Genomic DNA, 25749 nt, shown 5'->3' with positions numbered 1-25749 from the left:
GCACCCCTGCGGACGCCTCTCGCAGCCCCATCTGACCTGCGTGCAGAGCAAAAGCGCCAACCAAGACGGGCACGCAGGGTAGACGATCGTGTTCGCAGGGTAGCCACGTCGGCGTCCGTGCCAGCACTGTCGAACCCCCGGGATGCGCACCATGTGGAACAGATCGTCCAGCTCCTTCCTTCGCTCCGTCACCGCACCCGAGCTGCCGGCAAAGCCGCCCGGCTGCCCGGTCGGGTCAGGGGGAGGGGCCCTCAGCGCGCGCATCGCACGCGATGACCTGGCGGCGGAAGCGGCGGACTTCATCACCCTCTACCACCGCGAAGAACTCCCCCATCAGGATCCGGCCCCCCGCATCGCCGCCGTACGCGAAGAGATCGCCGCCACCGGCACCTACCGCCATACGACGGCCGAACTCACCCACGGCGCACGAGTTGCCTGGCGCAACAGCAATCGCTGTATCGGCCGTCTGTACTGGCGTTCGCTCAAGGTTCGCGACCACCGCCATCTCGATGACGCCGAGTCCATCGCCCGCGAGGCCGCGATCCATCTCCGCCAAGCGACCAACGGCGGCCGAATCCGCCCGCTGATCACGGTCTTCGCGCCGGACACTCCACACCGACCCGGGCCCCGCATCTGGAACGAACAGCTCATACGGTACGCGGGCTACCGCACCCCCAACGGTTCCGTGCTCGGCGACCCCCGCAACACGGGGCTCACCGAGCTCGCCCTTGATCTCGGTTGGGCCGGTGGGCCCGGCACCCCGTTCGATGTACTCCCGCTGATCATCTCGGACGGTGACGGCAAGCCACGGCTGTTCGAGCTTCCCCCCGAATCGGTACTGGAAGTGGCGATCGAGCCCCCGGACGGCCCTGACTACCGTGATCTCGCCCTGCGTTGGCACGCGGTCCCCGCGATCGCCAATATGTGTCTGGACATCGGCGGTGTGTCCTATGCCGCGGCTCCGTTCAACGGCTGGTACATGGGTACGGAGATCGGCGCGCGCAATCTGGCGGACGTCGACCGGTACGACCTGCTGCCCCGAATTGCCGAACGGCTCGGCCTGAACACGGCGGACGATCGCTCGCTGTGGCGCGACCGGGCCCTCGTGGAGCTCAACCGCGCCGTGCTGCACTCCTTCGACCGTGCCGGAGTCACCGTCGCCGACCACCACACCGAGTCCCGCCGGTTCCTCGCCCACATCGACCGCGAAAGGGCGCACGGCAGGGAAGTGACCGCGGACTGGGCCTGGATCGTCCCACCGATCTCAGGCGCCGCAACTCCCGTCTTCCACCGCACATATGAAGCGACGGAGCACCGGCCGGCCTATGTCCACCACCCCGACGCTGAGGCGCGGGCGCGCGGTGAATGGGCCGGGTGAAGACACTTGGTCTAGACCTTGCTACCGTCACCCCGGGCCAACAGCCGACCAGTGAAGGGGATCGACGTGGGCGACAAAAGCACCGTGCGGGCATTTATCGGGTCGTTCACCTCGGCGGGAGGCCGGGGCATCATCGCCGCCGACGTGGACCGGGAGACCGGAGCACTCACGGTGACGGGCGTCAGCGACGCCGTGGCAGACCCTTCGTACCTGGCTCTCGCTGACATCGATGGCGGATCGTTTCTCTACGCGGTTTCGGAGACCACCGAAGGCGCGGTCGCGGCCTTCGCCATCGAGGACCTCGCCCCGCGCCCGATCGGTGCGCCCGTACAGGTGTGCGGTGCGGGACCGACCCATCTCGCCGTCTCGGACGGGCACGTCCTGACCGCGAACTACGGGTCCGGAAGCGTCAGCGTGCTCCCGGTCAAGGGTGGCGGCGAGCCGGGGGCCGTCAGTGGCGTCCTCCAGCACGAGGGCCACGGCCCCGACCCCGACCGTCAGCTCGGCCCGCACGCCCACCAGGTGCTGCCCGACCCCAGCAGACGCTGGGTCCTCGGCATCGACCTCGGTACCGACTCCGTGCGCATCTGCGCGCTGGACCGCGAAGCCGGGGAGTTGAGCCAGCACCACGAGACCACGCTGCGACCGGGCACCGGGCCGCGCCACCTCGCCTTCCACCCTGCTGGCACCCACGCCTATGTGGTGAATGAACTGGAGCCCACGCTCACCGTCTGTCGCTGGGACGCGGTGGCGGGCGTGCTGGAAGTGGTGGGGGAGGTTCCCGTGGCGTCTGAGGACGCCGACGGCCCGGTCTACCCCTCCGAAGTGGTGCTGTCGCAGGACGGGCGCCACCTCTGGGTGGCCAACCGTGGGCCCGACACCATCGCGGTTCTGACGCTGGACGAGACGAGGGAGCGGCCCGAACTCGTCGCCTCCGTGCCGTGCGGCGGCAACTGGCCGCGCGATCTTGCACTGGATCCGACCGGCCGCAGACTCTACGCCGCCAACGAGCGCTCCGGGGACGTCACCTGGTTCGACATCGACCCGAACACAGGTGTACCGCGGCGGGCGGGCTCCCTGACCGCCCCCGCGGCATCCTGTGTGATCTTCGCCTGAGTCATTCGGTCCGACCGGGGTCGAATCCGAGGACATCGGGCCCGCCTGCTGGGGTGGTGCGGGCCCATCGTGTCGTCCTCCACACGCACCAGCGGCTGAAAACCGCCGGGCACGGGTCACGACCGCAGGGGTCAGCGCACGGGCGAACCCTGCGGCTGGGGGGCAATGCCCAGCGTCGTCGTGTACTGCGACAACACCAGCTTCCCGATCGCCGGATAGGGGCCGAGCGGCTCGGCCGCCGAACATCCCGCTTCCTTCACCGCAGCTTCCAGCAGGCCCTCGGGCAGTTCGGGACCGATGAAGTACGGCGCCAGCGCGAGCTGTGTCGAGCCGGACTGGCGAAGCTGCTCGGCGATCGCCGCCACCGAACCCTCCTTGTCGAGCGCCGCCGCCATCACCGGCACGGCCAGTCGCGCGGCCAGCAGCATTCCGGTGATTCCCGCAGCCTTGACCGCCTCGTCGCCACCGACCGACGCGAGGATGATTCCGTCGGCGGCGGTGGCCACCGTGAACAACCTCGCCCGGTCGGCCCGCGCCAAGCTCGCCTCGGAGAGCCGCACATGGACGGCCTCGGCAAGCAGCGGGTGCGGCCCGAGCACATCGGTCAGCTCGGCGGCGGCACGGTTCTCCAGCACCGCCTGACGGATGCGACGCATCAGAACGTTGTCAGGGCCCGCGAGCAGGGGCACCACCACGGCGGCGGGGCCCTCAGGCTCGGCCACCTCCCGGCCGGCCGCCTTTGCGATCTCGTAACGCTCCGTACGCAGGGTCGCGGTCCGGGCGAGGACGCTCTCCAGGGTCGGGTACTCGAAGTAGCCCGATCCGCCGGCGCTCTCGGTGCCAGCGGTCCCATCAGCGTCAGAGGCGTTCGCCGCGCTGCTGGCGGCCCGGGCGGTCCTCGCGTCTTCGCCGTCGAGATAGCCGATACCGACCTCAAGGCCGGGCAGCTCCGACCTCGCGATACTGATGATCTCTTCGGCCAGGCTACGGGTGGCGGGCGAGGGGGTGCCGGGGACGGCCAGCACCAACGCGGGTGCGCCCTCGGGAGCGGCCACCGGTTCGGGTCGGCGGTGCCGACCTGACTGACGGGGACGCGGCATTCGTACTGGCAGGCCGGGTGCCGGCCCAGTGGGGGAGCTCATGGCGCCGCATGCTACTGGCTTTGTGGGTGCGGCTGTTTGGGGAGGGGGTGGTCAAGTGACATCTGTCCGCATTTATCCGATGAGTTTTGTGAGCCTTGTCCGCACTGTCGCTTCCCGGCTACTCGGTCACCGCGAGCAGGGTGGGATGACGGGGCAGTTGCAGCGAACCGGTCGCCAATGCCGCGGCCAGCAGCACGGCTCCGGCGAGCGGATCGCCCTGTGCGGACACCACGCGGACTTCGGGCAGTTGCGCCGCCAGCTCTGCCCGAAGTGGCCCGAGCAGCGGGTCACCCAGCTTCAACAGTCCTCCGGTCAGGGCCACTTCGTATCCCGGTCCGTCGCCCACCGCCCTGTCCGACGGAAGGGCCGCCGCGGCTGTCTCCGCGATATGACGGGCAGCCAGTGCCAGGATGCCCAACGCCACCTCGTCACCCTCCGTTGCGCAGCGGCCCACTCGGGGTGCGAAGGAGGCGAGCACAGCGGGTCGGTCGGACCGCGGGTACACCGCCTCCGGAAGGGACTGGGCCGGACCGAATGACGCCTCGGCAGCCGCGAGGAGGCCCCGCGAGCCACCGGGCCGCCCGTCATGGGAGCGCAACGCCGCTTCCAAGCCCGCACGCCCGATCCATGCGCCGCCGCCGCAGTCGCCCAGTAGATGTCCCCAACCGTCGGCACGCCGCCAATCGACCAGATCGGTGCCCAATGCCACCAGGCCGGTGCCGGCGGCGACCACCGCACCGGGACGCTGTCCGAGCGCGCCTGCGTACGCCGTCACGGCATCGGAGGCCAGCGCGAGACGCCGTACGCCCAGGGCCGTGGCGAGGGCATCCGGCAGCACGGCACGCAACTGCCCACCGATGGTGGACATCCCCGCCGCACCGACGGCAGCCGCGGACACCGACGTACGACCGACGTTCTCCAGCAGCGATCGGGCCATCGGCACCAACTGCTCCATCAGATGTTCGGCGTCGATCCCCGCGCTGCCCGTGCGCACCGGTTTGTCCGACACCAGCACGGAAGGGGTCTTTCCGCCATCCGGTACGGAAGCGTCGGCGAGGGTCACCCGCAATCCGGAGCCGCCCGAGTCAACCCCCAGCACCCATGGGCCGGTCATTCCGAGCACCTGCCGATCTCAGTCGTGCCGCGCCACGGCCGACATGTGCCTGACGGTTCGGCCGTTCCGGACTCCGTCGTGGCACCCGGCAGGTGGCACGAGCGGGTCCCACCACCTGGTGGCCTGCGCCTCGGTGATCTCATCGTTCGACTCCGGGAGAGCGGGCCGGGGTCTTTCGCTCGGACCGGGGTGTGGTCAGCAGGATCCGAACGAAGGGCCCCGGGGAAAGGCTGACGGCAACAACCTATCCCGCGCCCCACCCTCCGCCTTGGTACGGGGCAGTGGCCTGCCCACCAGGGAGGCGGCCCTGAAGAGAGGCATCGGCGGTTGCCGATACGCCGGTAGAGTGACACCCCGTGGCAGCACTACCGTTGAATGAACTTGTTGAGGCCGGATGGGCGGAAGCACTGCGCCCCGTGGCAGATCGCATCGCCGCGATGGGAGACTTCCTCAGGGCCGAAATCGCAGCCGGACGCACCTATCTTCCCGCGGGGGCACACGTTCTACGTGCCTTCCAGCAGCCCTTTGACGAGGTCCGCGTCCTGATCATGGGTCAGGATCCCTATCCGACACCGGGGATGGCCATCGGGCACAGCTTCGCGGTCGCGCCCGACGTCCGGAATGTACCCGGCAGCTTGGAGAACATCTTCCGGGAGCTGCATACGGACATCGGCCTCCCACGTCCCTCCAACGGTGATCTGACACCCTGGACCCAACAGGGCGTACTCCTGCTGAACAGGGCGCTGACCACGGCGCCGCGCAAGCCCGGAGCGCATCGCGGCAAGGGCTGGGAAGAGGTCACCGAGCAGGCCATCCGCGCGCTCGTCGCACGCGGCAAGCCATTGGTGTCGGTGTTGTGGGGACGCGACGCGCGCAATCTGCGTCCCTTGCTCGGTGACCTCCCGGCCATCGAGTCCGCTCATCCCTCGCCGATGTCGGCTGACCGCGGATTCTTCGGCTCGCGCCCCTTCAGCCGCACCAACGAGCTGCTCGAACGTCAGGGTGCCCAGCCGGTGGACTGGCGGTTGCCTTAAGGGCTGTCCCGCAGTACTCGGCGGGCGCACGACGACAGCTACGGCACTCCCCCTGGGCCTGGCGGCCCGGGCGGTACCCTCACGCTGCGTTGTTGAATCGCCCGAATACGCCCAGTATGAGGGTGACCCTCCGCCTTGTGATGCTCCCCCTGGGTCTGGCGGCCCGGGCGGCGCCCCCACATCTGACGCCGCGCGCTGATCCACCAGGCATCATGGGACAGCCCTCAGGGAATGTCTGGGCGTGCACTCCGTCAAGTCCGGGTCAGCGGGACATCTCCCGCTGACCCGGGCGGAGTTCGGTACCGCACCCTCGCGGCGCCGATACCGCATGCCGAACGCCCGGCAGATGTCGCCCGGTGACGATCAGGGCATCCATCAGCCACGCAGGACCGCGGCGCGCACGCAGAGGACATCCGGCAGATGGGACATCAGGAGCCCCCAGCTGTCGCCGTCATCCGCGCTCGCATAGACCTCGCCGTTGCGATTGCCGAAGTAGACGCCCGCAGGATCGCCGTCGTCGGTGCAGAGTGCGTCACGCAGGACCGTTCCGTAGTGATCTCCGTCGGGCAGCCCGGTCGAGAGCTCCTCCCAGCTTCCCCCGGCATCGTTCGTGCGGTACACCCGACAGCGGCGTCCGGCCGGCACCCGGTCGATGTCCGCGGTGATGGGGAAGACGTACGCGGTGTCCGGGCGGTGGGGGTGGGCGGCGACGGCGAACCCGAAGTCGGATGGCAGCCCGGCGCCGATGTCCGTCCAGCTGTGCCCCGCGTCGTCGCTGCGGAAGACTCCCCAGTGGTTCTGAAGGTACAGACGGTCCAGATCGCCAGCGTCTTGCGCGATCTTGTGGACGCACTGCCCGAACTCGGGATGGGGATCGGGCATGAAGACCGCAGACACCCCTTCGTTGGAAGGTGCCCAGCTCTCTCCGCCGTCCCGTGTGCGGAACACTCCGGCCGCGGACACGGCAACTGTCACCGCTGCCGGGTCCCGCGGATCGGTCACGACCGTGTGGACCGCCTCGCCACCGCCTCCGGGCATCCACTGCGAGCGCGTCGGATGCTCCCACAGCGGCCGGACCAGCTCGAAACTCTCGCCCCGGTCGGCCGAGCGGAAGAGAGCGGCTGGTTCCGTGCCGGCGTAGACCGTGCCGGGCTCGGCGGGCCCCGCGGGGTGGAGTTGCCAGACGCGCTCCAACGACGCACCGGTGTCCTCGGGGAACTTCACCGCCGGCCGGGAGGGCTCGACCCAGGTGGCGCCCAGGTCGTCGGAGTGGAACACGGAGGGACCCCAGTGGGCACTGTCACCGCCGACCAGCAACCGCGGTGTGGGCGTACGGGTGTCGATGCCCACCGAGTACACCGCCTGCGCCGGGAAGTGGGGGCCGTCGAACGACCATGCCCCGCCGCGTCGGCGACCGATGAAGAGTCCTTTGCGCGTGCCGACCGTCAGTAGTACTTCGGACATGGGCCCTACCTCCTAGACACCGGTGTCGTCCCTGCGGTCCACCCGACGAGGAGCGCCCGTTCGCCCGGAAGGCGGGGCGCGGCGTCCGGCGCGTGCCGTTCGCAAGGCGGAGGATCATCCTCGTACCGCAGGTACTCGGATGACTCCGACCAACACGGCGGGGTGCGTGCGGGAGTGCCGCGCGCCGGGCGGCAGTCGTCAGACACGACCTAGGGCCAGTCTGCACCCGCCCACTGACAGTGGCGCTGCGACCGATTGTTTGCCCAGTTCAGGCCGTATGGGAGGAGAGAGCGGTGGGCTGATCGGTCGGGCAGCCCACCGTCTGGACGGGGCATGGGGCCCCGGCCCCGACTCCTTCCGCACCCTTCGTCGGCGTGGGCCGTGCGGTTCAGACCGAGCGGAGGTACTGGCGTGGAACCGGTACCTCACCGCCCAGAGCCCGGGCCGCACCTCGCGCCCAGGAAGGGTTGCGCAGCAACTCCCGTCCGAGCAGGACCGCATCCGCCTCCCCGTGGGCGACGATCTTCTCCGCCTGGGCGGGTTCCGTGATCATCCCGACCGCGGCCACCGCCAGACCCGTTTCGGCGCGGACCCGTGCGGCGAACGGCACCTGGTAGCCCGGCCCCGTGGGGATGCTGACCCGAGGCGCGTTCCCACCGCTCGAAACATCGAGCAGATCGACGCCGTGCTCCTTCAACAGGGCCGCAAAACGCACCGTATCGTCCTGCGTCCAGCCGGCTTCCTCCAGCCAGTCCGTGGCGGAGATACGGAAGAACAGCGGCAACCCGTCCGGCCAGACCGCACGCACGGCGTCCACAACCTCCAGAGCGAAGCGGACCCGATTCTCGAATGAGCCGCCATAGGCGTCCTGACGTCGGTTGCTGTGGGGCGACAGGAACTCACCGATGAGATATCCGTGTGCCCCATGGATCTCGGCGACCTCGAAGCCGGCGGCCAGTGCATTGCGGGCCGCGGCCACGAACTGCTCTGTCACCGAGTGAATCTGTTCCACCGTCAGTTCGGTGGGCACCGGATGGCCCTCGTCGAAGGGCACCGGACTCGGGGCCACCGGTTGCCAGCCATGGGCCTCGGGGCCGACGGGGTCGCCGCCACGCCAAGGCAGGTCGGTCGACGCCTTGCGCCCCGCATGAGCCAGCTGGATGCCCGGCACCGTGCCCTGCTCCTTGAGGAAGTCGGTGATGCGGCGCAGGGACTCGACCTGGGTGGTGTTCCAGATCCCGAGGTCCCCGGGACTGATCCGGCCCTCGGGGCTCACCGCGGTCGCCTCGACCAGGATCAAGCCGGTGCCTCCGGTCGCGCGGGCCGCGTAGTGGGTGAAGTGCCAGTCCGTCGCAGCGCCCATGTTGGGTCCGGCCATCTCCGCCGAGTACTGGCACATCGGAGCCATCCATACCCGGTTGGGGATGGTCAGCGATCGAAGGGTGTAGGGCTGGAACAGGGTGCTCATGGCGGACTCCCTCGGTCAGGGGCGGTGGGGCGGCACGAACGGCGAAGAGCGGCGCCTCGGCTCCGAGAGGCGAGCGCCAACAGGTAGTACGATAGCCCTCGTAGTACGACATCTGTCAAACTACGAGGACTCTCGTACTATGGACTCGATCCCGCCCCTCAGCCCCTCAGCCAACCGGCCGCTCAGTCAACTGCCCGGTCAGCCGGTCCACGAAGGAGAGCCAGCATGGACAGCGCGACCAGCACCCGTGAACTCGCCCATCCCACCCGTGCGGAGATCCGGCTGGAGAGCCTGCTCCACGCACTTTCGGACCCCATGCGATTGCGCGTGGTCAGCGCGCTCGCGGCATCCGAAGGCCAGGTCTCCTGCTCGGACTTCAGTCTGCCGGTCACCAAGTCGACCACCACGCACCACTTCCGCGTCCTGCGGGAGAGCGGTGTGATCCGCCAGGTCTACCAGGGCACCGCCAAGATGAACGGTCTGCGCCGCGACGATCTGGACGCACTCTTCCCGGGACTGCTCGACGCCGTGCTCGCCGCCGTCGCTCGTCAGTCCGAGCGCATGACGTCGCTCAACGAGGACTGACCATCCGCCTCGCTCCCCACCTGGCCGGACGGTGCTGCTTCACGCCCGTCCCGGCCGAGGGCCGCCGCCAGGAGGTCGTCCCAACCCGTGATCTTTACCGAGGGGCGGCCCAGGGAGCGCCCCAACTCCTCCTCGGCGGCCTCGATCGCCCGCCAGCCCGCCCAGAGCACCGGGCGATGACCCGAGGCCCTCAGCTCTCGCAAGGGATCCTCGACCACGGACCGTCGTGCCAACGCATCCGCGTCGTCCAGCAGCGACGCCACCGTCTCCTTGGCACACGGACGGTTGGTACCGATCACCCCGGTGGGACCTCTCTTGATCCAACCGGCCACGTACTCGCCCGGCGCAGGCTTCCCACCACGCAACACCCGCCCGTCCCGGTGAGGCACGGTTCCCCGATCGGCGTCGAAGGGGAGGCCGGGCAGCGGCACTCCCCGATAGCCGACCGCCCTTAGCACCAACCCAGCCGCGATGTCCTCGTACGCACCCGTGCCCTGCACGCCACCCAGCCCGTCCGGAGCGGTCCGCTCGAACCGCACCCCCGCCACCGCGCCGTCCGCTTCCAAGAACTCCACGGGCCGAAGGAAGAACCGCAGGTGAATACGGGATCCGTCCGGTGATCGCGGAGCCGGGTCCCACTCGTCGACCCAGGTCCGTACGGTGTCGAGATTGCGACGGTTGACGGCAGGGAGAGCGGCTGCTGTGACGCCCGACGCGTCAGCATGGGCGGGGTCCAGGGCGAGATCGCCGGGGGTGACGACCATCCGAGCAGATGGCAGGGATCCCAACTCGCGCAGCTCCTTGGTGGTGAACCTGGCCTGGGAGGGGCCACGCCGGCCCACCATGTGCACATCGCGCACCCGGCTGCGCCCCAGTGCGTCCAGTACGTCCTGGGGCACATCGGTCGGTGTCAACTCCTGTGCCGAGCGAGCCAGGATGCGCGCCACATCGACGGCCACATTGCCCACGCCGATCACTACGGCCGTCCCGGTGGAGAGACGGAAACCGTTACGGATCGCGTCGGGGTGGGCGCTGTACCAGGAGACGAAGTCGGTGGCGGAGTGACTACCGGGAAGATCCTCACCCGGAATGCCGAGCCGGCGGTCCCGGGCCGCGCCGACGCACTACACCACCGCGTGGTACAGCTCAAGGAGCCGGTCCGGAGCGAGGCCGTGGGAGCCCACCTCGACATGCCCGACGAAGGTGATCCGCTCATGCTCCAGCACGGTCCGGAGGGTGGACTGGAGCGACTTGATCTTCGCGTGGTCGGGTGCCACCCCGTACCGCACCAGGCCGTACGGGCAGGGCAACCGGTCCAGGACATGGACCTCGATGTTCGGGACCCGGGTCTGTTGGACGAGGCCCTGTGCGGCATAGATCCCGCTGGGCCCCGATCCCACGACGGCGATGCGAAGCACGGTCGCACTCCTTCCACCAGGGCTTCCAGCATGGCACCGGCCGGAAGTCCCGGGAAGCTGAGCTGACAGGGTGCCTTGTGTTGCGCAGCCTGTGCGGCACCACAGTTTGCAGGAGATTGACTGGTTACGTGCTAATTGTGGAAGAAAGTGGGCTTCTTAACGTAACCGATGAATATCAACTGAATGTGCTGCCGTATCCGCCGGTCTGGGAAGTGCAGAGCCATGGCACGGTGACGACCACTTCCGCAAACCCGCCGGGCGATGTGCGGTGTGCGTCTTCGTCCTGGATCGATGTGCGACTGACCTTCGCCGACGGCGTTCGGCTCGATGTGATGGCGGTGGCCGACCGAGGAAGCTGGGCGGTCGAGGAGATGCATGCCGATCCTCCCCTCCCGCTGGAGAGCCTCGCGGTACTGGGTGATCGGATCGGCACCCCTTTGACGGAGGCATGCGGGGCCATCGTCGACGGACCGGACGTCGAGGAGTGCGACGCCTCCCGCTCGGCAGCCGAGGATGACCGTCGCGGCCCCGCCCTCTCGGGCGAGGGGACGACCGCCCTCCCGCAGTCGCCGGGCGATCGGATCGAGGGAGGATCGACGGTGCCAGGCCACCGCCGTGTCCGCCCGGCCCGACTTCGCGGCGGGGCGGCACGACGGCGGGCCGCTGACGCCTATCTGGCCGCCCAGCAGCAAGGACTCGATCCTGTCCTCGCTGTGATGAGTGCTACCGGTCGCAGTCGTCGCAAGTCGCTGCGGGTGATCGCCGGCGCCCGTGACGAGGGCCTCCTCCCCTCACGACACAACCGCCGCCGGGAGTAGTGAGGGAGTTTGGTGATCCTTCGTCACAACCTCTCCATACGACCGATCTCGCTGGTCTGTTGGGCGATCACATCGTTGGCCATCTCCTGGACGAGGATGTTGTTGCCGGTGGAGAGCGCTTCGGCCGCCATGGTGACGGCACCCTCATGGTGAACGATCATCAGCTTCAGGAAGAGTTCATCGAACGCCTTCCCCTTCGCGGCGCCCAGCTGCTTCAACTGCGCCTCGGTCGCCATGCCCGGCATCGGCTCGGAGCCGTGTTCATGGTGGCCGCCCTTCGGCTTGTCCCGGCTGTGATTCGCCAACCAGCCCCGCATCGCGGTGATCTCGGGCTTCTGTGATGCGGCGATGCGTTCGGCCAAACCCTTCACCTTGACGGACTCCGCTCGCCCCGGGGCCAGTGCCGTCATGGTGAGCGCCTGTCCGTGATGCTCGATCATCATCTCCACATAGCCGAAGTCTGCGTCGTTGGGCGAGTCGTCGGGTATGGACTTGGCAGCCTCCTCCGCGGAGATCGTTCGAGCCGGCTCGCCCGGTTTGCCCGGTGCAACCACTGAAGCGGTGCTTGTCCCCTTGGACTTGGCGGGCGCGTCGGACTCCGACTCGCAGGCTCCCAGGGCGAGTACGGCTGCTGTGACGGCCATTGCGGTCACCGATATGCGAACACGTCTATTCCGTCGGCGGTTGAACACGGATACCTCCTGGGGCACTTGCGATGTTTGGCGACCGTTTGGTGCCTGTTTGGCGACAGTCCTAGCACGCTTCCCACGTGATTCGATCAGAAACTTTCATTACGTGTGTGTAGCCATCTATTGATATGGCCACGCAAAGGAAGATACTGCCGGGGTCCGTGAACCGTTCCGCTAGGAACGGAGACTAGGGAGGACGCAGTGACCCTGTTGCACACCACCCGCGTGCGGCGCAGACGTTTGGGCGTGGCAGCCGCCGCGGCCGGATTGCTTGCCACATTGCTGACGGCGGGCCCCGCCGTCGCCGTCCCCGGCCCCGGGGACCCCGTCGAGAAGGAGGCCACTTCCAGCGAACTGTCCAAGACGCGGTCCGCCATTCAGAACGGTGACATACCCGGCGTGGACGAGGTCGTCCGCAGCAAGAACGTCGAGCACATCACCAACATCCCCAAGGACGCGCTCAAGGGCATCAACTCTGACCTTGCCTTCCAGGGCAAGTACGCCTTCGCGGGCAACTACGACGGTTTCCGCATCTTCGACATCAGCAACCCGAAGGCGCCGAAGACCGTCTCGCAGGTTCTGTGCCCCGGTAGCCAGAACGACATCTCGGTCTCCGGGAACCTGCTCTTCCTGTCCACCGACTCCTCACGGAGCGACAGCTCGTGCGCCAGCACGTCGCAGTCCGGGGCCATCAAGGCTTCGTGGGAGGGCATGAAGATCTTCGACATCAGCGACAAGCGCAACCCCAAGTACGTCGCTGCTGTGGAAACCGCGTGTGGTTCACACACCAACACGCTGGTACCCGACGGGCGCAACGTCTACATCTACGTTTCCTCCTACTCGCCCAACGTGGCGCTCCCGGACTGCCAGCCCCCGCACGACGGCATCTCGATCATCAAGGTGCCGCGGAAGGCTCCCGAGCAGGCCAAGGTCGTCAACTTCCCGGTGCTCTTCCCGGGTGAGGGTCCTGACGGCGGTGGCAACCCCGGTGGACCCACCAACCCGGGTGTCTCGAAGACCACGGGCTGCCACGACATCACCGTCCTGCCCTCGAAGGACCTGGCCGCCGGCGCCTGCATGGGTGACGGCATCCTGTTCTCGATCAAGGACCCCGAGCGCCCCAAGGTCATCGACCGCGTCCAGGACAACGTGAACTTCGCGTTCTGGCACTCGGCCACCTTCAACCAGGGCGCCAACAAGGTCGTCTTCACCGATGAGCTCGGCGGCGGCGGTGCTCCGACCTGTAACGCAGAGGTCGGCCCGAAGCGCGGTGCCAACGGCATCTACGACCTCGTCGGCAAGGGAGACAACCGCAAGCTGATCTTCCGTAGCTACTTCAAGATCCCGCGTCACCAGGGCACCACCGAGAACTGCGTGGCGCACAACGGCTCGATCATCCCGGTCAAGGGCAAGGACCTCATGGTCCAGGCGTGGTACCAGGGCGGTGTCTCCGTCTGGGACTTCACCAACTCGTCCCGCCCCCAGGAGATCGGCTACTTCGAGCGCGGTCCCATCTCCGCGACCCAGTCCATCTCGGGAGGCTCCTGGTCCGCGTACTACTACAACGGGTACGTCTACTCCAACGACATGGAGAAGGGCTTCGACGTCCTGAAGATCAACGACAGGCGTACGGACCCCGCGAAGCGCGTATGGCTGGATGAGCTCAACGTCCAGACCCAGCCCGACTACTTCGACCGTGACGATGATGATGACGACGATGACGATGACGATGACCGCGGTCACGGTCACGGCCATGGTCACGACCGCGATCGTGACTGATCTCTGATCAGGCCGCTCGCCGCATGACGTGTTCCGCCGGGTGGTTCTCCACCCGGCGGAACACCCAGTTCCCAGTCGAGTCCGTACCGTTGGAACAACTCCGAGCGCAGATCGCCGAGCGGCAGCGGAGCGCCGGGCAGCACCATGGCGAACACCGCGCCCATCAGTTGGGCTCGCAACAACGGATAGTCGACGTCCACCTGACGGGATCCGTACCGCTCCACCGCCCCCCGTAGAAGCGCCGCCAGTCGTTGTTGTTCGGGGCATTGCACGAACCCCTCCGCCTGGAGCACCCCCGACATGTGCGTCCGCATCAGAAGAGGACGATCCGCGGCGAGTCCGAGCACCGCGTCGATCGCACGGGCCAGTACCTCAAGGCCGTCGTCCGAGTGGGGCTCACGGTGCAGGGCGGCTTCCAGGGTTCGGTGCATCAGCCGGTGCACAGCCGACTGGAAGAGTTGTCGCTTGCCGGGAAAGTAGTACGAGACCAGGCCGCGCGCCGACCCGGCCCGGTCGGCGATGTCGGCGAGCGTCGTCGCCTCGAATCCCCGCTCGCCCACCAACTCCACGGTTGCTTGAAGAAGCCGTTCCCGGGAACGCCGACGGAGTTCTTCATTGACCGACGGGCGTCGTGGGGACATGCTGGTCTCCTGCGTTGACTGGCTCCGAGCCAATATACTCAGCGCATTCCGTCGTCGGGCCGGTGAGGTCCGTGCGGAGGGGCTGCCCGGACCGGGCGACGCGGGGGATCGCCCGGTCCGGGCAGCGCCGTGCTGCGGGTGCGCCGCTAGGGAGTGTCCGAGCCCTGCCGGGAGCGCACGAACCGGTCGTACGCGGTGATGGAGAAGGCCACCCAGGCCATGCCCATCAGCCAGCCCTCCAGCACATCACTCGGCCAGTGCACACCGAGGAAGAGTCGGGTCAAGCCCACACCGATGACCGAGACGGCTGCCGCGACCAGGCTCAACCGCCAGACCTTGGTCCCCGCGCCGTGGCGGACCAGCAGCCACAACAGCAGTCCGCAGGTAACCGTTGCCGTCAGCGCATGACCGGAGGGGAACGCCGCGTAGTGCGCGGAATCCACCGGGTCGGGCCACTGGGGCCGCTCCCGTCCGACCGCCGCTTTGACGCCCTGCTGGAGGAAGGTCCCCGTCGCGCTGGTGACCGCGATCCAGACCGCGAGCAGTCGCTCTCGCCGCCACCACAACCAGCAGAAGGCCACCGCGATCAAGGCGCGCATGGTCCACGGATCCCACACCCAGTCGCTGAGAATCCGGTTGAACCGGACCAGACCGGGCGCGTCCACGGCCCAGCGGTGCCAGGTGGTGGAGACCGATCGGTCGAAGGAGATCAACGGAGACCAGGAGAGGACAACCAGCACCAGCAGGACGATCGCCGCGACGGACAGGGCGACGCCGGCGCGGAAGAGCTTGACGCGGAAGGAACTGGGCGCCGGACGGACGGGGGGCGCGGATCGTGGGGAGAGCATGGGGAGGATCTTCCCCCTCCGACGGGATGTACCGCCATCGGTTGCGCGACTCCTTGAAGATCAGCCCAGGGCCAGGATCGCAGGTACGAACGCCACCAGCAGCGGAACCACCGGGACGAAAGCCGCTGCGCCGTCAGCCGGAGCCTGCGGCCCGCGGTCAGTCGCGGTGTCGCGGACAGGAGCCGATGGACGCGCTGTGGCAGCTGGGCATCAGGAGCGGGGCAGGGGCCGAACACTCCACGGTCCTCGTTGAGTTCGACGAGCGCGAGAGCGATCGTCAGCCGGCCGAACCGCTTGGAGGCCACATCGTCCGCGGCCAGTTCCACCAGGCGGTGCATCTCGTCCCGGAACGCGGCGAACACCGGGATCTGTGGAAAGCCGTTGGCGAGCGCGGCCGAGCAGTGGAGGAGCCAGTCGTGCCGGAAGCGTGCGTGTCCGTGTTCATGCGCCAGTACGGCATCGAGTTGGCGGCCCTTCAAACGGCGCAACGCGGCGGTGGTGACAACGAGTTGGGGCGCCGCACCCGGTAGCCACCAGGCTCCGGGACGGGCGCCTTCGAGCACCACGAGTCGATCTCCTGCCGTGGCCTCACCCGGCATCAGGGGGGCTCGCACCAAGAGCTCGGCACGACGTCGTTTGCGGCGGGTCCGGGCACCGGTGATCTCACGCGTGAGCATCGCGAGGGTCCAGAGGCCGCCGCAGGCCAGGGTCACTGCGAGAGCTGCGGCCCACGGCTCGTCGGTTCCCAGTGCATAGGCGTCCACGACCGCGGTGGGCGCCGGCGCGAAGACCTGTCCCCTGACCAGTTGCCAGGCCGCAGCCGCACTGAAGGTCATCGAGAGCGCGAAGGAGAGCAGCACTGCCACCACCACGCACTGCCACACCCACAGGGCCACGATCGGCTCGCGCTCCAACCAATCGGCGCGCGACACGAGCCGCGGCGCCAGCACGGCGGCCAGTGCTCCGATCGACAGCAGCACAAGGGAGACCAACATGTTCGTCACTTTATGAGGCGGGAACTGTCTGTGCGTACGATCACGCGCGGCAAGTGACGTACGCCACGGTTTCTGGCCGTCATGAGCTGTCAAGAGCGGACGAATGCCCAGAATGAATGGGTGTTCAGAAAAGATGAAGAGCCTTCGGTCCTACCGTCATGAGGTCTTGAGGTGATGCGGTGAGGCGGTGACGCGGTGACGCGGTGATGAGTCACAGCATCAGCAGCATCGCCAACATGGCGACCCCCATCGCCAGTCGGCAGGCCGTCAGCATCTCCGGAGGCACGTCGGAAGGTTCGGTCAGGACCGTACCGACCTTGTGCGCAGCCGTCGGGGCGAGCCGGGCCGCGAATGCCAGTACATAGCCGGCGTAGTACACCGCCAGGGCGCCCGTCAGTGCGGGCAGACCCCCCGCCGCATGGCCGGAGTGAGCATCGCCGTACGCCATCGCGATCGCCATGTAGACCATGGCGAGGAGGCCGATGAGATGGTGCAGGTGGTGGATGCCCCGGGGGAGCACCCGCAGCGCGGCGAGCGCGGCAACGCCGTAGACGACCGCGTACACCGTCCAGGCCCAGTCAGGAGGGGCGAACGCAGCCGACGGCACCGCCATGGCGGCCATGCCGCACCCCATCAGCGCCTCGCCGCCCACTGCCTCGCGGGTCGGGCCCGAGCGGGTCCGCAATTGCACCAGACCGTACGTTCCTGTTCCGCCGCAGAGGGCGACGAGTAGCCAGCCGGACACCGCGGGGCCATGCATGGCGGCCTCCCCCTCCTACTGGCTCGCTGGTTCCCTCGACAGGTCGATGCCCATCGGGAGCAGGAGCGCACCGGGGCGCACAGGGGTGAGCCGGGAGCACAGGACCCCGCGACCACTGCTCACGGGTCTGCACATGTGCGATACATCCACCCCGGCGCGCAACGGGGGTCGCACCCCGTACCCTCGGGGCGTCCGCACCCAGCCGAACCGGTCCGGGTACCCGCCCGCCACGTGCGGAGGAAGCAGGAGAGCGCCGCCATGGATACCGCACCACCCCGTGAGCCCGACGAGATCGCCTTCCCGGACGAGATCACCTTCAAGGATGCGGTGGAGGCCGATGCCCCGGCACTGGTCGAGCTGATCCACTCCGCGTATCGGGGTGAGACGAGCCGGGGCGGCTGGACCACCGAAGCCGATCTCCTCGCCGGCGGGCGTACGGACGCGGACGATGTCCGCCGGGTCATCTCCACCCGCGGGAGTCGACTGCTCACGGTGGAGCGGTCGGGGGAACTGATCGCGTGCTGTCAGTTGGAGCACCGCGGTGACGCGGCGTACTTCGGCATGTTCGCGGTGCGTCCGCACGCCCAGGGCGGCGGTCTGGGACGGCGGGTCCTCGCCGAGGCGGAACGGACCGCTCGTGAGACATGGGGTGTGAAGTCGATGCAGATGACCGTGATCTCGGTACGGGACGACCTCATCGCCTGGTACGAGCGCCGCGGCTATCGGCGTACCGGCAACATGACCCCGTTCCCGTACGGCGATGCCCGTTTCGGCATCCCGCTCCGCGACGACCTCGCGTTCGAGCTGTTGGTGAAGGACCTCGGGTAGATCGGACAGGTCGTGCTCGACGACCGGCGCCGTACCGGGGACTGTCTGTCCCGGCGGCGAGGGGCTGCAACCGGTCCTCGCCGGGCTCTGTCGGCTTTATCGGTTTTGTCGGCTGTCGCTCGGCCCGTACCCATGGGCCGAGCGACAGCCGTGGCCGCTAGGCGGTGAAGCGTCCGGTGCGCTTGATCGCCGGGTAGTCCGTGGTCGCGCCGTCGAGTTCCAGGGCTCGCACCAGTCGAAGGTGTTCCTGGGTGTTCACCACCCAGCCGATCACCGCGATCGCTTCCTCGTGGGCGTGTTCCACGGTCTCCAGCGTCAGCCGCCGGATGTTGAGTGCGAGCGTTCCCGCGCCCACGGCCTTCGCCCGATCGACGATGTTCGACTCCCATCTGCTCGCGATCAGCACGGTCTGTACCCCGGGTACGAGCGCGGCGATCTCTGCGACCGCCTCGTCGTGGAAGGACGAGACCGTGATCCGGTCGAGCAGGTCGCGACGGCGGATCACCGCGGCGAGTGCACGGGCTGCCGCCACGTCCTTGATCTCCGCCTGGAGCGGCGCCTGCACGGCGTCGAGCACTTCCTCGAAGACCGGTACCCGTTCGCCCTTCCCGGCGTCCAGTCCGCGCAGCTCGGCGAGTGTCTTCTCGGCGATGGGACCGCTTCCGTCGGTCGTGCGGTCCACGTCCGCGTCGTGCATGACGACGAGCGCGCCGTCCTTGCTGAGATGCAGATCGAGCTCGATCGCGTCCATCCCGGACCGTTCGGCCCGGATGAAGGAGCGCAGGGTGTTCTCCGGCTCCACGCCCATGACCCCGCGATGACCGATGGTGAGGAACGTCAAGATTCTCTCGCTTCCGTCGACGGCGGATTCCGTGCGGCGTTGCCTGGCGGCACCGCTCGGCAAGGAGGCAGCCTAGTAGCCGGACGGGGTCGGGCAATGGTGCCCGCACGGTCGGGTGAAGTGGTCTGTCGGTGTGCTTCGTGGTCCCCTGGAAGAAGGAGTGTCCCCCGTTCGTGGGCGCGTCCGCGGAGGGCTTGACGTCGGACGGTGGCCGCGGCGCGATGGGAGGTCCGAAAGCAGTGCCTGGCGGCTGGCGAGAAGGGAGTGGCGGCGCGACTGGATGCTGACTCGATGCGGAGCATGAATAGCGGAAGACATCGCGGGTAGCTTCCCTTACCGGAAACCTTCCGGTGATCATGGGTGGATGCAGGATATTTTGCGAGATGCCACTTGTCCGGAAGAAGGTTAAATGGATACGGTGTCTTGACGCGAGGTTCTCCCGTGGAGGAAGTGACATGACGGAAATTCTTGTGCAGGACGCTGTTGTAGCGGCCATATCCATTGCCGACCGGGTGGTGGATCACCCAGCTTGGCCCCGGCTCAAGAATGCCGTCGAGGAGATCCGCGGCTGGCAGTCGAAGGACGGCTCAATCGACTTCGACGCCGACGACGCACCGACCCGCGCCGGCGCCGAGACCGTGCTCGGCCAGGTCGCCGATGCGGTCGAGGAGCTCTCCCCCCTCCTGCCGCACGACGCGGAATATCACCGCGCGCTCGTTGCGGATCTGCGCAAGTGGGCCGACGGCGCCTTCGACGTGCCGGACTTCCTCGACTCCCTCCTCGCCTTCCAGCCCGCCGCGTCACGTGCGGACGGCCTCCAGCATCTGGTGGTCTTCCCGATGTACACGCAGAACGGCAATCCGGACCGCAATCTCGAAGCGGTCGTGCTGCGCATGGTGTGGCCCGAGTGGCTCGCCGAACTGGAGCGGACCCGGTACGACAACCCCCTCTTCTGCGGCATCACCTTCGAAGACTTCACCTCCGGCTACGACACCAACTCCGCGGTGCTCTTCCCGGAGACCATCGCCGTCCGTGAGGCTCCCGAACGCTTCACCTGGGGCGGTATCTTCTGCGACCGCGAGGCCGCGCGCTTCCGCGCCGTGACCACCGCCGCTGTCGACATCCTCGGCCTCGAACTCCCCGCGGACATCGCGGAGATGGTGGAGGACCAGCAGCGCTGCCAAGAGGCGTTCGTCCTGTGGGACATGGTCCACGACCGCACCCACAGCCATGGCGACCTGCCGTTCGACCCGTTCATGATCAAGCAGCGGCAGCCGTTTTGGATGTACGGGCTGGAGGAGCTGCGCTGCGACCTCACCGCCTTCAAGGAGGCCGTGCACCTGGAGGCCGACGGCGTTGCACAGGGGCGTGACGTCCAGTACGCCGTCCTCTTCGACCGCATGTTCCGGTTCCCCGTCACCGGCGAGCGCGTGCGCAACTACGACGGCCTCGGCGGCCAGCTCCTCTTCGCCTACCTCCACAAGCACGACGTGGTCCGTTGGACCGACAACAAGCTGAAGATCGACTGGGAGCGGGCGCCCCAGGTCACCAACCAGCTCTGCGGCGAGATCGAGAAGCTCTACCGCGACGGCATCGACCGCCCCAAGCTCGTCCACTGGTTCGCGGCGTACGAGCTGGTCTCCACCTACCTCGCCCCCCACCCCGGCTCCCGCTGGGCCAAGGGCCCCGACGCCCTCGACCTGACCCAGCCGCCTCGTAAACTCGTGGATGACGTGCTTCCCGACGAGTTCCCGCTCAGCATGTTCTACGAGGCACTCGCCAAGAAGCTGAAGAACGTGATCGCCTCCACGAAGGGGATCACCGCAGAGCGCACCCGGAACGACGAAGCCGCTCCCGGGGCAGCCGCGTGAGCATGCGTACACAGGAGGCGACGAGTATGACGAACGCAGGCGGTCCGTTGGAAGGTGCCGTCATCGCGGTCGCCGGAGCAGCAGGCCCCGCCGGTCGGGCGACCCTGCTGCGACTGGCCGAGGCCGGAGCGATCGTGGTGGGGTCCGACGCCGACCCGGAGCGTCTGGCCTCCGCGGTCGACGCCGCTCGATACGCCCACGGTGGAGCGACCGTCACCGGTGACACCGTCGACCTCCTCGATCTCGCCGCCACCCGCGAATGGGCCGACAAGACGGAGAAGGAGTTCGGTCGGATCGACGGACTGGTCCACCTGGTCGGCGGCTGGCGGGGAAGCTCGTCCTTCGCCGCCACCGAGTTGGGGGACTGGGACGTCCTGGAGCGACTACTCATCCGTACCGTCCAGAGCACCAGCCTCGCCTTCCACGATGGATTGCAGCGCAGCGACCGCGGCCGGTACCTACTGATCAGCGCCGCCGGCGCGAGCAGTCCCACGGCGGGCAACGCCGCCTACGCTTCGGCCAAGGCCGCAGCCGAGGCGTGGACGTTGGCACTCGCGGACGCGTTCGGCAAGGCCGGAGGTGACGAGGGCCCCAGGGCCGCAGCCGCCATCCTGGTCGTCAAGGCCCTGGTCCACGACGCGATGCGCGCCGAACGCCCGAACGCGAAGTTCGCGGGCTTCACGGACGTGGCCGAACTGGCCGAATCCATCGCCGGCGTCTGGGACCGGTCGGCCGCAGAAGTGAACGGACAGCGCCTGTGGCTGACGCCCCGACCGTGAAGACCGACGCACGACGCCATCACGACCCCGCGTCCCGTGGCTTCGCCAGCGACAACTACGCGGGGGCGCACCCAGAGGTCCTGGCCGCACTCGCCCTCGCCAACGGCGGGCATCAGGTCTCCTACGGCGAGGACGAGTACACGGACCACCTCCAGCGGCTGATGCACAGCCACTTCGGTTCGACGGCCGAGGCGTTCCCGGTCTTCAACGGCACCGGCGCCAACGTCACCGCCCTCCAGGCGCTGACCGACCGCTGGGGCGCGGTGATCTGTGCCGAGAGCGCACACATCAACGTCGACGAAGGCGGCGCGCCCGAACGCATGGGCGGGCTGAAGCTCCTCACCGTGCCCACGGAGGACGGGAAGCTCACCCCCGAGCTCATCGACCGACAGGCATGGGGTTGGGAGGACGAGCACCGTGCGATGCCGCAGGTCGTGTCCATCACCCAGAACACCGAACTGGGCACGGTCTACACGCCCCGTGAGATCCGCGCCATCGTCGAGCACGCTCATGAGCGGGGCATGAAGGTCCATCTCGATGGGGCCCGCATAGCCAATGCCGCCGCCTCGCTGGACGTTCCCATGCGGACGTTCACCAATGCGGTGGGCGTGGACGTGCTGTCCTTCGGCGGTACGAAGAACGGGATGCTGTTCGGGGAGGCGGTCATCGTCCTCAACCCGGACGCCGTCAGCCATATGAAGCACCTTCGCAAGATGTCCATGCAGCTCGCCTCGAAGATGCGCTTCGTCTCCGTGCAACTGGAGGCATTGCTCGCCCGTGATCTCTGGCTGCGCAACGCGCGGCACTCCAACTCGATGGCCCAACGGCTGGCGGCCGGAGTGCGCGACGTCGATGGAGTGGAGATCCTCCACCCCGTCCAGGCCAATGCGGTGTTCGCCCGGCTGCCCCATGACGTCAGCCGCCGTTTGCAGCGCCGCTTCCGGTTCTACTTCTGGGACGAGACCGCGGGGGACGTCCGCTGGATGTGTTCCTTCGACACCTCCGAGGACGACGTCGACTCCTTCGTCCAGGCGCTGAAGGAAGAGATGACGCACTAGCGCCGACCCATGCATGAATATGTGGCCGACCGGAAAAGTATTGCATCCGGTCAGCCGCTTGCTTAGGGTCGACGGGCATGGAGCTCATTCAGCAGGACCCGGACATCGCTGCCTATCTGGCAGCGAGCGAGGCCATCGACCACCAGCACCCACTGGTGCGGGAGATCGCTGCCGACCTCCGCTCGTCGGTTGCCCAGGGTGACCCCGCGGCGTACGCCGAGGCCGCCTTCGACTTCGTACGCGACGAAGTGCCGCACTCCCACGACGCCGACGACCCCCGTGTCACCTGGCGCGCCTCCGACGTACTGAGACTGCGGACGGGCATCTGCTACGCGAAGGCCCACGCCCTCGCGGCGCTCCTGCGGGCCGAAGGCATCCCCACGGCGCTCTGCTACCAGAACCTCGGAGTGATTCACGGCCTGGTCGCCGTACGGATGCCGAACGGGGATGAATGGGCGCGACAGGATCCGCGCGGCAACAAGCCAGGCGTCGATGCCCGGTTCTCACTCGACGGGGAGCGGCTGGCCTTCACCGTGGACCCCGAGTCCAATGAACTGGACTATCCAGTACTGTACGCTGAACCACACCCGGTGGTGCTACGCGCGCTCACCACCGCAAGCGATCGTGAATCGCTCTGGCTCCACCTCCCCAGAGAACTATGAGGCACTCCGGCATGGCGCTCACCCTCGATGTCTCCCCCGACGTCACGGCTCTCGTTCCCGGCTTCACCCATCTCGCCATCGAGGCGCACGGCCTGCTGAACGGGCCCAGCGACGAAGCGAGTTCGGCCTTGCTGGACGATGCCACACGCCGGTTGGCCGTACGCCTCGACGGACGCGCCCCGCACGAGGACCCGCACATGATCGCCTGGCGAGCGGCCTACACCGCCTTCGGCGCCAAGCCCTCCCGGACGCGAAACTCCGCCGAGGCCCTGGGGAAGAGGGCTCTCACGGACGCCGGACTCCCTCGCATCAACCGTCTGGTCGACCTCTACAACGCGATCAGCGTGGCCCATCTGATTCCCGTCGGAGGCGAGGACCTCGACCACATCGCGGGAGAGATGCGGCTGGTGCGAGCCACCGGACAGGAATCGTTCGCCACGCTCGCGGCCGGCGAAGAAACGGTGGAGCACCCGGAGCCGGGCGAGGTCATCTGGTGCGACGACACAGGCGTCACCTGCCGCCGGTGGAACTGGCGCCAAGGGCCCCGCACCCGACTCACGGAGGAGTCGGTCAATGCCGTCTTCCTCTTGGAGTCACTGCCCCCGATGTCCCGCGCGGAGCTGGAAGCGGCCGGCGCCGAACTCGTCGCAGCACTGGAGAAGGTGAGTCCGGAGGTGCGGATCATCGTGCACCCACCGCACTGACCGGTCGCCGCGTCGAGGCAAACGCTCGACGGTTGCTCAGCGAGCCTCGCGTACCTCGGCCGGAGTCGGCGCCGTCCCTCCGAGGTGCGCCGGCACCCACCAGGTGTCCGAGGCGTCCTTGGGGCGCACGGGGTAGGCGCGCTGGGCATCTTCGAGCAGTTCCTGCACCCGCTCGCGCACCCGACGGGTGATCGCACCCGCGTACTGGTCCTTGGGGGCCTCGATGGGCTCTCCCACTCGGATGGTGACGGGGATGTGGCTGCGCCGGAAGTTGCGCGGGCGCCCCTTGGTCCACAGTCGCTGAGTACCCCAGAGTGCGACCGGGATCAGCGGTACGCCCGCCTCCTGCGCCATGCGGGCCGCGCCGGACTTGAATGACTTCAAGGTGAACGACTGCGAGATGGTCGCCTCGGGGAACACACCGATGATCTCGCCCGAGCGCAGGGACTCAAGGGCCTGCCTGTACGCGGCCTCACCCTGCTCGCGGTCCACCGGAATGTGCTTCATTCCGCGCATCAATGGTCCCGACACCTTGTGGCGAAAGACCGCGTCCTTGGCCATGAAGCGGACCAGCCGCTTCTGGGGGAGCGCGGTGAGCCCGGCGAAGATGAAGTCCAGATAGCTGATGTGGTTGCTGACCAGAACGGCACCGCCCGTGCGGGGGATGTTCTGGGCGCCTTGAGTGTCGATCTTCAGGTCGAGCGCCTTGAACAACGTGAGCGCGGCACCGACGACCGGTCGATAGACCAACTCTGCCATCTGGGGAGGACCCTTCTGTCGTGCCCGGGGAGGGTTCGCCCGGTGGAAGTTACGCAGCCGTAGGTTTTCGGCACTGTGGCAGATCGTGCCCCATGTGCGTCGCGCTGACCAGTCCTGGAGACTTTGGCGTGCGAGATTCTTGTCACGTCGAACATTTCCGGCCGTACTTGACTGTACTCCCCATATACAGCGGCACTGGCGGGCCGCCCAAGGAGCCCCAACCGCCCGGCCAGGCGACCTCCCCGCGACTGCCTCGACGAACGTTGACCATCAGTGGAAAACCGTGGCTGAGCTGCTCGAATCTCCCTTGTGACGTCAGACGGCGGAGTCGCGGGCCCTCGCCGCCCACGGCGAAGGCTCTGTCGTCTTCATGGCCGCTGTGCTCACCGCGTTCGCCATCGGGCCGCCGATGGCGATTTTTGGATTGGCGAACACCTTTTTGAGTTGGCGAATTTTCGCTCCAGAAGGACGGGTGGGTTCCGGGTGTCCGACGAGCATCCAGGGGCCCCGATTGATGACCTTCACCGAAGGGGAAGCGACGCTCTTCGCACCTCGAATCGATGGAACCCGAACCAGGAAGGTGTGCCGTCCCCCGATGGAACCCGACGTGACTGGTCTGCACTTCTGCGTCCGGCCGCCGGATCCCGAGCGGTGCGGCGAACGTACGGGGTGTCGTGCCGTGTTCGGGCCTTTGGGTGCCGCCGGCGCCCCGTTCGGGTCGCGTTGGCAAGGTCACAGTTCTCGGGGCGGGCGTAGCGGGTAGGTTAAGGATCGTACTGGCGAGTAACGTTTGACTCGGGGTGCGCCCGTCTCGACCGGACACTCCCCGTTCGAGGTCGAGGTCGAGGGCCGCCGAGGAGGTAGTCGCTCGTCCGATGTAAGGACCGCTCGGCGGAAGCCGTTTCAGTAGGAGGTTTGGTTGTGAGTTTGCGGATTGTGGTGTGTGTGAAGTATGTGCCGGATGCTTCGGGTGATCGGGGGTTTGGTGAGGATTTGGT

22 protein-coding genes and 2 pseudogenes are annotated in these 25749 nt (G+C 67.9%); 12 read left to right on the top strand and 12 right to left on the bottom strand.

The window, feature by feature from the left end; translation table 11 throughout:
- Positions 1-151 precede the first annotated feature (151 nt).
- Together ACFXJL_RS34190 and ACFXJL_RS34185 are read left to right on the top strand one after the other, a co-directional pair.
- Positions 152-1378, top strand: coding sequence for a nitric oxide synthase oxygenase (locus tag ACFXJL_RS34190; protein ID WP_384699259.1), 1227 nt, complete (start codon positions 152-154; stop codon positions 1376-1378).
- 66 nt (positions 1379-1444) lie between these two features.
- Positions 1445-2494, top strand: a complete 1050-nt coding sequence (locus tag ACFXJL_RS34185; protein ID WP_384699256.1) for a lactonase family protein — start codon at positions 1445-1447, stop codon at positions 2492-2494.
- Between the two features lie 131 nt (positions 2495-2625).
- On the opposite strand, the gene ACFXJL_RS34180 is transcribed toward ACFXJL_RS34185, so the two are convergent.
- Both ACFXJL_RS34180 and ACFXJL_RS34175 read right to left on the bottom strand, forming a co-directional pair.
- Positions 2626-3636, bottom strand: a complete 1011-nt coding sequence (locus ACFXJL_RS34180; RefSeq protein ID WP_384699253.1) for a sirohydrochlorin chelatase — start codon at positions 3634-3636, stop codon at positions 2626-2628.
- A 118-nt stretch (positions 3637-3754) separates the two neighbouring features.
- A complete protein-coding gene (locus ACFXJL_RS34175; RefSeq protein ID WP_384699251.1) occupies positions 3755-4750 on the bottom strand; it encodes an N-acetylglucosamine kinase in 996 nt (331 codons plus the stop codon).
- Between the two features lie 356 nt (positions 4751-5106).
- Here ACFXJL_RS34175 and ACFXJL_RS34170 point away from each other — a divergent pair, with 356 nt between their 5' ends.
- Positions 5107-5784 (top strand): uracil-DNA glycosylase, encoded by a 678-nt coding sequence (locus ACFXJL_RS34170; protein ID WP_358882170.1) that lies wholly within the window; start codon positions 5107-5109, stop codon positions 5782-5784.
- A 375-nt stretch (positions 5785-6159) separates the two neighbouring features.
- Here ACFXJL_RS34170 and ACFXJL_RS34165 read toward each other — a convergent pair whose 3' ends face one another.
- Together ACFXJL_RS34165 and ACFXJL_RS34160 are read right to left on the bottom strand one after the other, a co-directional pair.
- Positions 6160-7248, bottom strand: coding sequence for a WD40/YVTN/BNR-like repeat-containing protein (locus tag ACFXJL_RS34165; RefSeq protein WP_384699248.1), 1089 nt, complete (start codon positions 7246-7248; stop codon positions 6160-6162).
- A gap of 388 nt (positions 7249-7636) precedes the next feature.
- Positions 7637-8716, bottom strand: coding sequence for an NADH:flavin oxidoreductase/NADH oxidase (locus tag ACFXJL_RS34160; RefSeq protein WP_384699245.1), 1080 nt, complete (start codon positions 8714-8716; stop codon positions 7637-7639).
- Positions 8717-8941: 225 nt separating this feature from the next.
- On the opposite strand from ACFXJL_RS34160, the gene ACFXJL_RS34155 reads away from it, so the two are divergent.
- Positions 8942-9301 (top strand): helix-turn-helix transcriptional regulator, encoded by a 360-nt coding sequence (locus tag ACFXJL_RS34155; RefSeq protein WP_358882167.1) that lies wholly within the window; start codon positions 8942-8944, stop codon positions 9299-9301.
- Here ACFXJL_RS34155 and ACFXJL_RS34150 read toward each other — a convergent pair.
- Positions 9265-10719, bottom strand: a pseudogene (locus ACFXJL_RS34150) (FAD-dependent oxidoreductase). The gene ACFXJL_RS34155 and the pseudogene ACFXJL_RS34150 overlap by 37 nt on opposite strands.
- Positions 10720-10949: 230 nt before the next feature.
- On the opposite strand from ACFXJL_RS34150, the gene ACFXJL_RS34145 reads away from it, so the two are divergent.
- Complete coding sequence (locus ACFXJL_RS34145; RefSeq protein WP_384699242.1) at positions 10950-11537, top strand: DUF6214 family protein; 588 nt, start codon at positions 10950-10952, stop codon at positions 11535-11537.
- Positions 11538-11560: 23 nt separating this feature from the next.
- Here ACFXJL_RS34145 and ACFXJL_RS34140 read toward each other — a convergent pair whose 3' ends face one another.
- Positions 11561-12181: a DUF305 domain-containing protein gene (locus tag ACFXJL_RS34140; RefSeq protein WP_384644685.1), complete on the bottom strand. Its 621-nt coding sequence runs from the start codon at positions 12179-12181 to the stop codon at positions 11561-11563.
- Between the two features lie 246 nt (positions 12182-12427).
- Here ACFXJL_RS34140 and ACFXJL_RS34135 point away from each other — a divergent pair, with 246 nt between their 5' ends.
- On the top strand, positions 12428-14005 hold the full coding sequence (locus ACFXJL_RS34135) for an LVIVD repeat-containing protein (RefSeq protein ID WP_384699238.1): 1578 nt from the start codon (positions 12428-12430) through the stop codon (positions 14003-14005).
- Here the strand turns inward: ACFXJL_RS34135 and ACFXJL_RS34130 are convergent.
- The 4 genes and pseudogenes from ACFXJL_RS34130 to ACFXJL_RS34115 all read right to left on the bottom strand — a co-directional run bounded on the left by ACFXJL_RS34130 (position 13984) and on the right by ACFXJL_RS34115 (position 17249).
- A complete protein-coding gene (locus ACFXJL_RS34130; protein ID WP_384644683.1) occupies positions 13984-14646 on the bottom strand; it encodes a TetR/AcrR family transcriptional regulator in 663 nt (220 codons plus the stop codon). The genes ACFXJL_RS34135 and ACFXJL_RS34130 overlap by 22 nt on opposite strands.
- Before the next feature lie 146 nt (positions 14647-14792).
- The gene (locus ACFXJL_RS34125) at positions 14793-15494 is read right to left on the bottom strand and encodes a phosphatase PAP2 family protein (RefSeq protein ID WP_384699235.1); all 702 of its coding nucleotides are present in this window, start codon (positions 15492-15494) and stop codon (positions 14793-14795) included.
- A gap of 60 nt (positions 15495-15554) precedes the next feature.
- Positions 15555-16489 (bottom strand): annotated as a pseudogene (locus tag ACFXJL_RS34120) (M56 family metallopeptidase).
- A 211-nt stretch (positions 16490-16700) separates the two neighbouring features.
- On the bottom strand, positions 16701-17249 hold the full coding sequence (locus tag ACFXJL_RS34115; protein ID WP_384699233.1) for a DUF5134 domain-containing protein: 549 nt from the start codon (positions 17247-17249) through the stop codon (positions 16701-16703).
- A gap of 258 nt (positions 17250-17507) precedes the next feature.
- Here ACFXJL_RS34115 and ACFXJL_RS34110 point away from each other — a divergent pair, with 258 nt between their 5' ends.
- Positions 17508-18077 (top strand): GNAT family N-acetyltransferase, encoded by a 570-nt coding sequence (locus tag ACFXJL_RS34110; RefSeq protein ID WP_384699230.1) that lies wholly within the window; start codon positions 17508-17510, stop codon positions 18075-18077.
- A gap of 157 nt (positions 18078-18234) precedes the next feature.
- On the opposite strand, the gene ACFXJL_RS34105 is transcribed toward ACFXJL_RS34110, so the two are convergent.
- Positions 18235-18918: a glycerophosphodiester phosphodiesterase family protein gene (locus ACFXJL_RS34105; RefSeq protein WP_358882157.1), complete on the bottom strand. Its 684-nt coding sequence runs from the start codon at positions 18916-18918 to the stop codon at positions 18235-18237.
- Between the two features lie 455 nt (positions 18919-19373).
- On the opposite strand from ACFXJL_RS34105, the gene ACFXJL_RS34100 reads away from it, so the two are divergent.
- From ACFXJL_RS34100 to ACFXJL_RS34080, 5 genes are all read left to right on the top strand, one after another.
- Entirely contained in the window at positions 19374-20789 is a 1416-nt protein-coding gene (locus ACFXJL_RS34100) for a DUF6421 family protein (protein WP_384699226.1), read from the top strand.
- Between the two features lie 26 nt (positions 20790-20815).
- Positions 20816-21568, top strand: coding sequence for an SDR family NAD(P)-dependent oxidoreductase (locus ACFXJL_RS34095; protein WP_358882155.1), 753 nt, complete (start codon positions 20816-20818; stop codon positions 21566-21568).
- The gene (locus tag ACFXJL_RS34090; protein ID WP_384699222.1) at positions 21547-22626 is read left to right on the top strand and encodes a threonine aldolase family protein; all 1080 of its coding nucleotides are present in this window, start codon (positions 21547-21549) and stop codon (positions 22624-22626) included. The genes ACFXJL_RS34095 and ACFXJL_RS34090 overlap by 22 nt, the downstream gene beginning before the upstream one ends.
- 77 nt (positions 22627-22703) lie before the next feature.
- Positions 22704-23288, top strand: a complete 585-nt coding sequence (locus tag ACFXJL_RS34085; RefSeq protein ID WP_384699219.1) for a transglutaminase domain-containing protein — start codon at positions 22704-22706, stop codon at positions 23286-23288.
- 11 nt (positions 23289-23299) lie between these two features.
- Positions 23300-23992, top strand: a complete 693-nt coding sequence (locus ACFXJL_RS34080) for a B3/4 domain-containing protein (RefSeq protein ID WP_384699216.1) — start codon at positions 23300-23302, stop codon at positions 23990-23992.
- Between the two features lie 36 nt (positions 23993-24028).
- Here the strand turns inward: ACFXJL_RS34080 and ACFXJL_RS34075 are convergent, their stop codons facing one another.
- Positions 24029-24751 (bottom strand): lysophospholipid acyltransferase family protein, encoded by a 723-nt coding sequence (locus ACFXJL_RS34075; protein ID WP_358882151.1) that lies wholly within the window; start codon positions 24749-24751, stop codon positions 24029-24031.
- Positions 24752-25749: the final 998 nt, after the last annotated feature.

It is taken from the genome of Streptomyces sp. NPDC059256 (assembly GCF_042753785.1).
Lineage (GTDB): Bacteria > Actinomycetota > Actinomycetes > Streptomycetales > Streptomycetaceae > Streptomyces.
The sequence above is the reverse complement of the archived record's forward strand: the minus strand, read 5'-3'. Positions and strand labels throughout refer to the sequence as shown.

Excerpts from the sequence above, each read along its gene's own strand:
- ACFXJL_RS34165 (WP_384699248.1), bottom strand. The coding sequence starts at position 7,248 with ATGTCCGAAGTACTACTGACGGTCGGCACGCGCAAAGGACTCTTCATC.
- ACFXJL_RS34190 (WP_384699259.1), top strand. The coding sequence starts at position 152 with ATGTGGAACAGATCGTCCAGCTCCTTCCTTCGCTCCGTCACCGCACCC.
- ACFXJL_RS34110 (WP_384699230.1), top strand. The coding sequence starts at position 17,508 with ATGGATACCGCACCACCCCGTGAGCCCGACGAGATCGCCTTCCCGGAC.
- ACFXJL_RS34100 (WP_384699226.1), top strand. The coding sequence starts at position 19,374 with ATGACGGAAATTCTTGTGCAGGACGCTGTTGTAGCGGCCATATCCATT.
- ACFXJL_RS34080 (WP_384699216.1), top strand. The coding sequence starts at position 23,300 with ATGGCGCTCACCCTCGATGTCTCCCCCGACGTCACGGCTCTCGTTCCC.
- ACFXJL_RS34115 (WP_384699233.1), bottom strand. The coding sequence starts at position 17,249 with ATGCATGGCCCCGCGGTGTCCGGCTGGCTACTCGTCGCCCTCTGCGGC.
- ACFXJL_RS34085 (WP_384699219.1), top strand. The coding sequence starts at position 22,704 with ATGGAGCTCATTCAGCAGGACCCGGACATCGCTGCCTATCTGGCAGCG.
- ACFXJL_RS34160 (WP_384699245.1), bottom strand. The coding sequence starts at position 8,716 with ATGAGCACCCTGTTCCAGCCCTACACCCTTCGATCGCTGACCATCCCC.
- ACFXJL_RS34180 (WP_384699253.1), bottom strand. The coding sequence starts at position 3,636 with ATGAGCTCCCCCACTGGGCCGGCACCCGGCCTGCCAGTACGAATGCCG.
- ACFXJL_RS34175 (WP_384699251.1), bottom strand. The coding sequence starts at position 4,750 with ATGACCGGCCCATGGGTGCTGGGGGTTGACTCGGGCGGCTCCGGATTG.
- ACFXJL_RS34130 (WP_384644683.1), bottom strand. The coding sequence starts at position 14,646 with ATGTCCCCACGACGCCCGTCGGTCAATGAAGAACTCCGTCGGCGTTCC.
- ACFXJL_RS34075 (WP_358882151.1), bottom strand. The coding sequence starts at position 24,751 with ATGGCAGAGTTGGTCTATCGACCGGTCGTCGGTGCCGCGCTCACGTTG.
- ACFXJL_RS34140 (WP_384644685.1), bottom strand. The coding sequence starts at position 12,181 with ATGGCCGTCACAGCAGCCGTACTCGCCCTGGGAGCCTGCGAGTCGGAG.
- ACFXJL_RS34125 (WP_384699235.1), bottom strand. The coding sequence starts at position 15,494 with ATGCTCTCCCCACGATCCGCGCCCCCCGTCCGTCCGGCGCCCAGTTCC.
- ACFXJL_RS34155 (WP_358882167.1), top strand. The coding sequence starts at position 8,942 with ATGGACAGCGCGACCAGCACCCGTGAACTCGCCCATCCCACCCGTGCG.
- ACFXJL_RS34095 (WP_358882155.1), top strand. The coding sequence starts at position 20,816 with ATGACGAACGCAGGCGGTCCGTTGGAAGGTGCCGTCATCGCGGTCGCC.